The 4,987-nt window shown below is 67.7% G+C and carries 6 protein-coding genes; 1 reads left to right on the plus strand and 5 read right to left on the minus strand.

The genetic code is table 11. The annotated features are described in order from the left end of the window. Positions 1-709: aldo/keto reductase (locus tag JHC57_RS21090; protein WP_294032544.1), on the plus strand; the 709-nt coding region annotated here is incomplete at its 5' end. Here JHC57_RS21090 and JHC57_RS21095 read toward each other — a convergent pair. The 5 genes from JHC57_RS21095 to JHC57_RS21115 all read right to left on the minus strand — a co-directional run. Then, positions 706-1,593, minus strand: a complete 888-nt coding sequence (locus JHC57_RS21095) for an EamA family transporter (protein ID WP_366928558.1) — start codon at positions 1,591-1,593, stop codon at positions 706-708. The two genes, JHC57_RS21090 and JHC57_RS21095, sit on opposite strands and share 4 nt — an antisense overlap. 139 nt (positions 1,594-1,732) lie before the next feature. Next, entirely contained in the window at positions 1,733-2,269 is a 537-nt protein-coding gene (locus tag JHC57_RS21100) for a DUF1003 domain-containing protein (protein WP_294032546.1), read from the minus strand. A 10-nt stretch (positions 2,270-2,279) separates the two neighbouring features. After that, positions 2,280-2,978 (minus strand): NnrU family protein, encoded by a 699-nt coding sequence (locus JHC57_RS21105; RefSeq protein ID WP_294032547.1) that lies wholly within the window; start codon positions 2,976-2,978, stop codon positions 2,280-2,282. A gap of 148 nt (positions 2,979-3,126) precedes the next feature. After that, the gene (locus tag JHC57_RS21110) at positions 3,127-4,428 is read right to left on the minus strand and encodes an amidohydrolase family protein (protein WP_294032548.1); all 1,302 of its coding nucleotides are present in this window, start codon (positions 4,426-4,428) and stop codon (positions 3,127-3,129) included. Next, on the minus strand, positions 4,425-4,987 hold a 563-nt coding region (locus tag JHC57_RS21115; protein ID WP_294032549.1), incomplete at its 5' end, for an amidohydrolase family protein. The genes JHC57_RS21110 and JHC57_RS21115, both read right to left, overlap by 4 nt.

Consider the following 4,987-nt stretch of genomic DNA (forward strand, 5'->3'; position numbering starts at 1 on the left):
CGGCGTCGACGGCTCGCCCGCCAACGCCCGCGCCGCGTGCGAAGGCTCGCTGCAGCGGCTCGGCATCGACACGATCGACCTCTTCTACCAGCATCGCGTCGATCCATCGGTGCCGATCGAGGAAACCGTAGGCGGGATGATGGAGCTGGTGAAGGAGGGCAAGGTGCGCCACATCGCGCTGTCCGAAGCCGGGCCCGAAACGATCCGCCGCGCCGCGAAGGCCGCGCCGATCACCGCGCTGCAGAGCGAATATTCGATCTGGGAACGCGAGGTCGAGGACGAGATACTGGGCGCGTGCCGCGACAACGGCATCGGCTTCGTTCCCTATTCGCCGCTCGGCCGCGGCTTCCTTGCGGGCGCAGTGCGCAGCCGCGACGAGCTGCCCGAGCATGACTGGCGCCGCAACGATCCGCGCTATTCGGAGGAAAATCTGCCCTCCAACCTCGCGATCGTCGATGCGATCGGCGCGGTCGCCGACCGGCATGGCGTGTCGAAAGCGCAGGTCGCGCTCGCCTGGCTGCTCGCGCAGGGTCACGATATCGTTCCGATTCCCGGCACCAAGCGCCGCGCGACGATGGAGGACAGCGTCGCCGCCGCCGACGGCGCGATCACCGCCGCCGACCTCGCCGCGATCGACACCGCGGCGCCGAAGGGCGGAACCAGCGGCCCGCGCTATGGCGAACAGGGCATGCGGATGGTGCGGCTCTAGTCGGCCGCCGGCTCGCCGTCGAAGGGCGGTTCGGCGGCGATATGCTCCTTCACGCTGAGCGCGGCGCCGATCGACGAGCAGACGATCAGGCCGATCGCCGCCCATTGCATCGCCGAAAGCCGCTCGCCGAGCACGAGGAAGCCCATGAGCGCGCCGACCGCGGGCTCGGCGCTCAGCAGGGTGCCGAAGGTGTGCGAGGGCAGACGTGGCAGCGCGATCATTTCGAGCCCATAGGGGATCGCGCTCGACACCAGTCCGACACCGATACCGACCGCGAGGATCTCGGGCTGGAGCAGCGCCGATCCGGCGTGCGCGATACCGATCGGCGCCGCGACGACCGCCGCGACGATCACGCCTCCCGCCGCCGCAGCGGGGCCATGTTCGGCGCCCGCCCGCCGCCCGATCAGGATATAGGCGGCCCAGCAGAGCCCGGCGAAGAGCGCGAGCGCGATCCCGCGCCAGTCGAGATGCGCCGCGCCGTCGCGCAGCGGCAACAGCAGCACCAGTCCGGCCACCGCGATCCCGATCCACAGGAAATCGCTGCGGCGGCGCGACGTCAGCACCGCAACGCTCAGCGGCCCGATGAACTCGATGGCGATCGCGATGCCGAGCGGAATATAGGACAGCGACTTGTAGAAGCTGAGGTTCATCGCCCCCAGCACCAGGCCATAGGCGAGAATCGACCGCCAGCCGGACCGGATGTCCAGCCGCCACGGCCGCAGGATCGCCGACAGCAGGATCGCGCCGAAAATCAGGCGCAGCGCGGTCGTCCCTTCGGGCCCGATTGCCGGGAACAGGCTCTTGGCAAGCGTCGCGCCGCCGGTCACCGACAGGAGCGACAGGAACAGCGCGCCCAGAGCGGGCAGATCGGTTCGGCTATTCATTCGGGTGGCAACAGGGGCAGTCATGGCGTTCCTCGACCGGATTTCGGCGCGAGAGCTATCCGATTTGCCGCGGCAAGTGTGATCGAATCTGACGCCCTGTCGATAAATATTCCTGATAGGGTCCGCTATCGGGTCGCCTTCAATCCTTCATGTCGATCCGCGCGCACAGCGCATCGACCTTTTCCGCCAGTTCGCTGACCCGCATCTGGTCGAGCTTCTCGTGCAATCGCATGATCTCCAGCTCGGCGCGCAGATTGATCTCGTAGTCGACGCCGGCGGTCAGCCGGTCCTTCGCCGCCTGCCGGTTCTGGCTCATCATGATGATCGGGGCCTGCACCGCGGCGAGCGTCGAGAGCATCAGATTGAGGAAGATGAAGGGATAGGGATCGAACGCCAGCCCGAAACGCTGCAGCACTTCCGAATTGAGCAGCATCCAGCCCAGCAGCACCAGCGTGAAGACGATGATGAAACCCCACGAGCCGCCGACCGCCGCGACCCTGTCGGCCAGCCGGTCGCCCCTGCTCGCCTGAGCATCGCCGATATCGGCGGCGTCGCGGCTGCTCGGCGCGCGCCGGGAGATCGCCTCGACCACGCGGCGCTCTTCGACGTCGAGCTCGTCGAACGCGCGCCCGAGCAGCCGCAACGACAGATCGTTGAGATGCGTGCTCTGGTTCATTCGGCTCCCATCACATCCAGCGCCAGATGCCGGCGACCATATAGCCGAGCGCACCATGCCCCCATGTCGCTGCAATCCAAAGCACAAATCCGCCCAGCAGCGCGTGCGGCCGCGGGATTGCCTCGCCCCACGACGCGGCCCCGCCGATCTGCCGCGCATAGGGGAGGAAACTCGTCCGCGCCGCCCAGCCGCGCCAGGCGTCGCCCATCAGCCGCGCCTTCTTCGCATCCTGCCCCGCCGATCCGACGAGCGCGAGGAAGATGATCGTCGCCGACAGGACGATCTGCCCCGGTGTCGGCATCACCAGCACATGCGCGAGCGCCCACAGCGCGAAGCCCCACATCATCGGGTGCCGCGTGATCGCGAATACGCCGCGCGGGTCGGCCGCAGCATCCCTCGCGGCGTGGGGCGCGGGCAGCGCCGGATTGCCGATCAGCGACCCGATGAACAGGATGCTCGCGAACAGCACGATCAGCGATGCGAGAATCCACAGCGGATCGTCGACGGTCCACAAGGGCGGCTCGGGCGGCATCCCGCGCCACGCCTGTATGATCAGGATCAGGCACGCGATCGCGACGATCGAATAGGTGATCTGGAATCCCCGCTCGCCCAGCCGGCCCGCAAGGCCGTCGCGAAGCGGATGCGACAGCGCGAGGTGCGACCCGACGAACAGCACGCAGGTCGTGATCAGAAGCGACATCGGTTGCATGGCAAACCCCTCATCGAGCAATCGCCGCCATCGATCGCCCGGCATGCGGGCGACTCGGGCGCCGTTCGCCGACACCATCCGTCACAAAGATAACAGTGTCAACATAGAGGGTACGGAGCAAGGCAGGCGATCGTACGCCTGCCTTCCCCTATCTGTCGTAGGCCTTGGGCAAAGCCCCTTCCTGCGGCGTCGCGTACCGATCGCGCAGGCGATCCTGCCGCGTCGTCAGCGACTGTGCCTTGCCGTCGATCCAGACCGCGGTCGGACGGCTGCCGAGTTCGAGCGGATCATTGTCCCAAATCACGACGTCGCCGACGCGCCCCGGGCGGAGCGAGCCGATGCTGCCCTCCATGCCCACGGTGCGCGCGGGCACGCTGCTGATCGCAGCAAAGGCCTGGTCCCACGTCATGCCGCTCGCCCCCGGCACGCGCGCGAGGCCGACGAGATTGCCCGCATATTGCGTCGCATAGCCCATCTTGTGCGCGTCATCGTCGTCGAACACGCCTACCGACACATCGACGCCCGCAGCCTTGAGCCGTCCGGCGTTCGACTGCGTCGCGCCAAGCTGTTCGAACGTGCCCGGCAGATCGGTGAGCGGCGAAACGAGCACCGGCACCTTTGCCGCCGCAATCTCGCGCGCGACGATCCAGCCCTCGGTCACCCCGACGAGCACGAGCTTCAACGCGGGGAATTCGCCCTTCAGCTTGATGACGTTGACGATGTCCGCGGCGCGGTCGACGCGCACGAACAGCGGCGTCGTCCCGTCGATCACGCGGACGAGCGCGTCGGCGTCGGCGCGCTGGATCATCGCGTCATTGCCCCATTCGGCAAGCGATGCGGGGTTGCGCGCATAGCTGCGTGCGGCGAGCAACTGCTCACGGAACAGGAGGAAGGTCGCGGCGCGGCTGCCCCCCGCCTTCGACGCGCCATCCTCGCCGAATGCGACATATTGCAGCGCGCGCGGCCTGGTCACCATGTCCATATCGTCGGCGAGGTCGACGACCGCGCCCTGGCCTGCGAACAGGTTGCTGCTGCCGCCCGGCGCGACGATCGCCCGCGTGACGCCCGAAGCGCGGTTCACCGCGACGGGCGAGCCCATCGGATTGAGCGCGGGCGCGATGTCGAGCCCCGCCGAAAAGCGGGTACGCGGGGCCGAACGATCGTTCGTGCCGCTGACGGCATCGACTTCGGTCAGCCCGACCCGGCTGAACGCCGCGACGATGCCCGGCGTGACATAGCGGCCCTGCGCGTCGACGCGTTCGATGCCCGCGGGCACCGAAACACCTGCGCCCGCCGCGACGACCTTGCCGCCGCGCACGACCACGGTGCCGCCCTCGATCGGCGCGCTGCCGTCGCCGATGACGAGCTTCGCGTTGGTGATCGCGACGTCCTGCGCCGCGGCCGGCACCGCAACCACGGCGGCGGCGGAGAGAAGGAGCGCGCGGATCATTTCACATCTCCTTCGCCCGGCTGGCCAAGCTCGAAATCGCTCACCGGACGCCGCTTCGGATCATTGGCGTCGAACATCAGCGCGCCGTCGATCCACACCTTTTCGGGGCGGGTATAGGCGCTGAACGGATTGCCGTTCCACAGCACGACATCGGCCATCTTGCCCGGCTTCAGGCTGCCCGTCCTGTCGGCGATGCCCAGCGCCTTGGCGGGATTGTACGACAGCCAGGTCCATGCCACCTCGTCGCTGACGTCGATGCCGATGCGGCGCCCAGCGGCGCGCGCCTTTGCGGCTTCCTGATTGAGCCGCTGGATCTGGTTCGCGTCGTCCGAATGGACGATGGTGCACGCGCCCGCCTTGTAGACGAGCGGAATATTCTCGTTGACGCTGTCATAGGCTTCCATCTTGAAGCCCCACCAGTCGGCCCACATCGCCGAGCAAATGCCTTCCTTCGCGAGGATGTCTGCGATCTTGTAGCTTTCGACCGCGTGATGGAAGGTCGACACCTTGTAGCCGAACTCCTTCGACATATCGATGACGAGCGCCATCTCGTCGGCGC

This window comes from Sphingopyxis sp. (genome assembly GCF_016463645.1).
In the GTDB taxonomy this organism is placed as follows: Bacteria; Pseudomonadota; Alphaproteobacteria; order Sphingomonadales; family Sphingomonadaceae; genus Sphingopyxis.

Bases quoted from the DNA above. Each gene is read 5' to 3' on its own strand.
- JHC57_RS21095 (WP_366928558.1), bottom strand. From the start codon at position 1,593: ATGAATAGCCGAACCGATCTGCCCGCTCTGGGCGCGCTGTTCCTGTCG.
- JHC57_RS21100 (WP_294032546.1), bottom strand. From the start codon at position 2,269: ATGAACCAGAGCACGCATCTCAACGATCTGTCGTTGCGGCTGCTCGGG.
- JHC57_RS21105 (WP_294032547.1), bottom strand. From the start codon at position 2,978: ATGCAACCGATGTCGCTTCTGATCACGACCTGCGTGCTGTTCGTCGGG.
- JHC57_RS21110 (WP_294032548.1), bottom strand. From the start codon at position 4,428: ATGATCCGCGCGCTCCTTCTCTCCGCCGCCGCCGTGGTTGCGGTGCCG.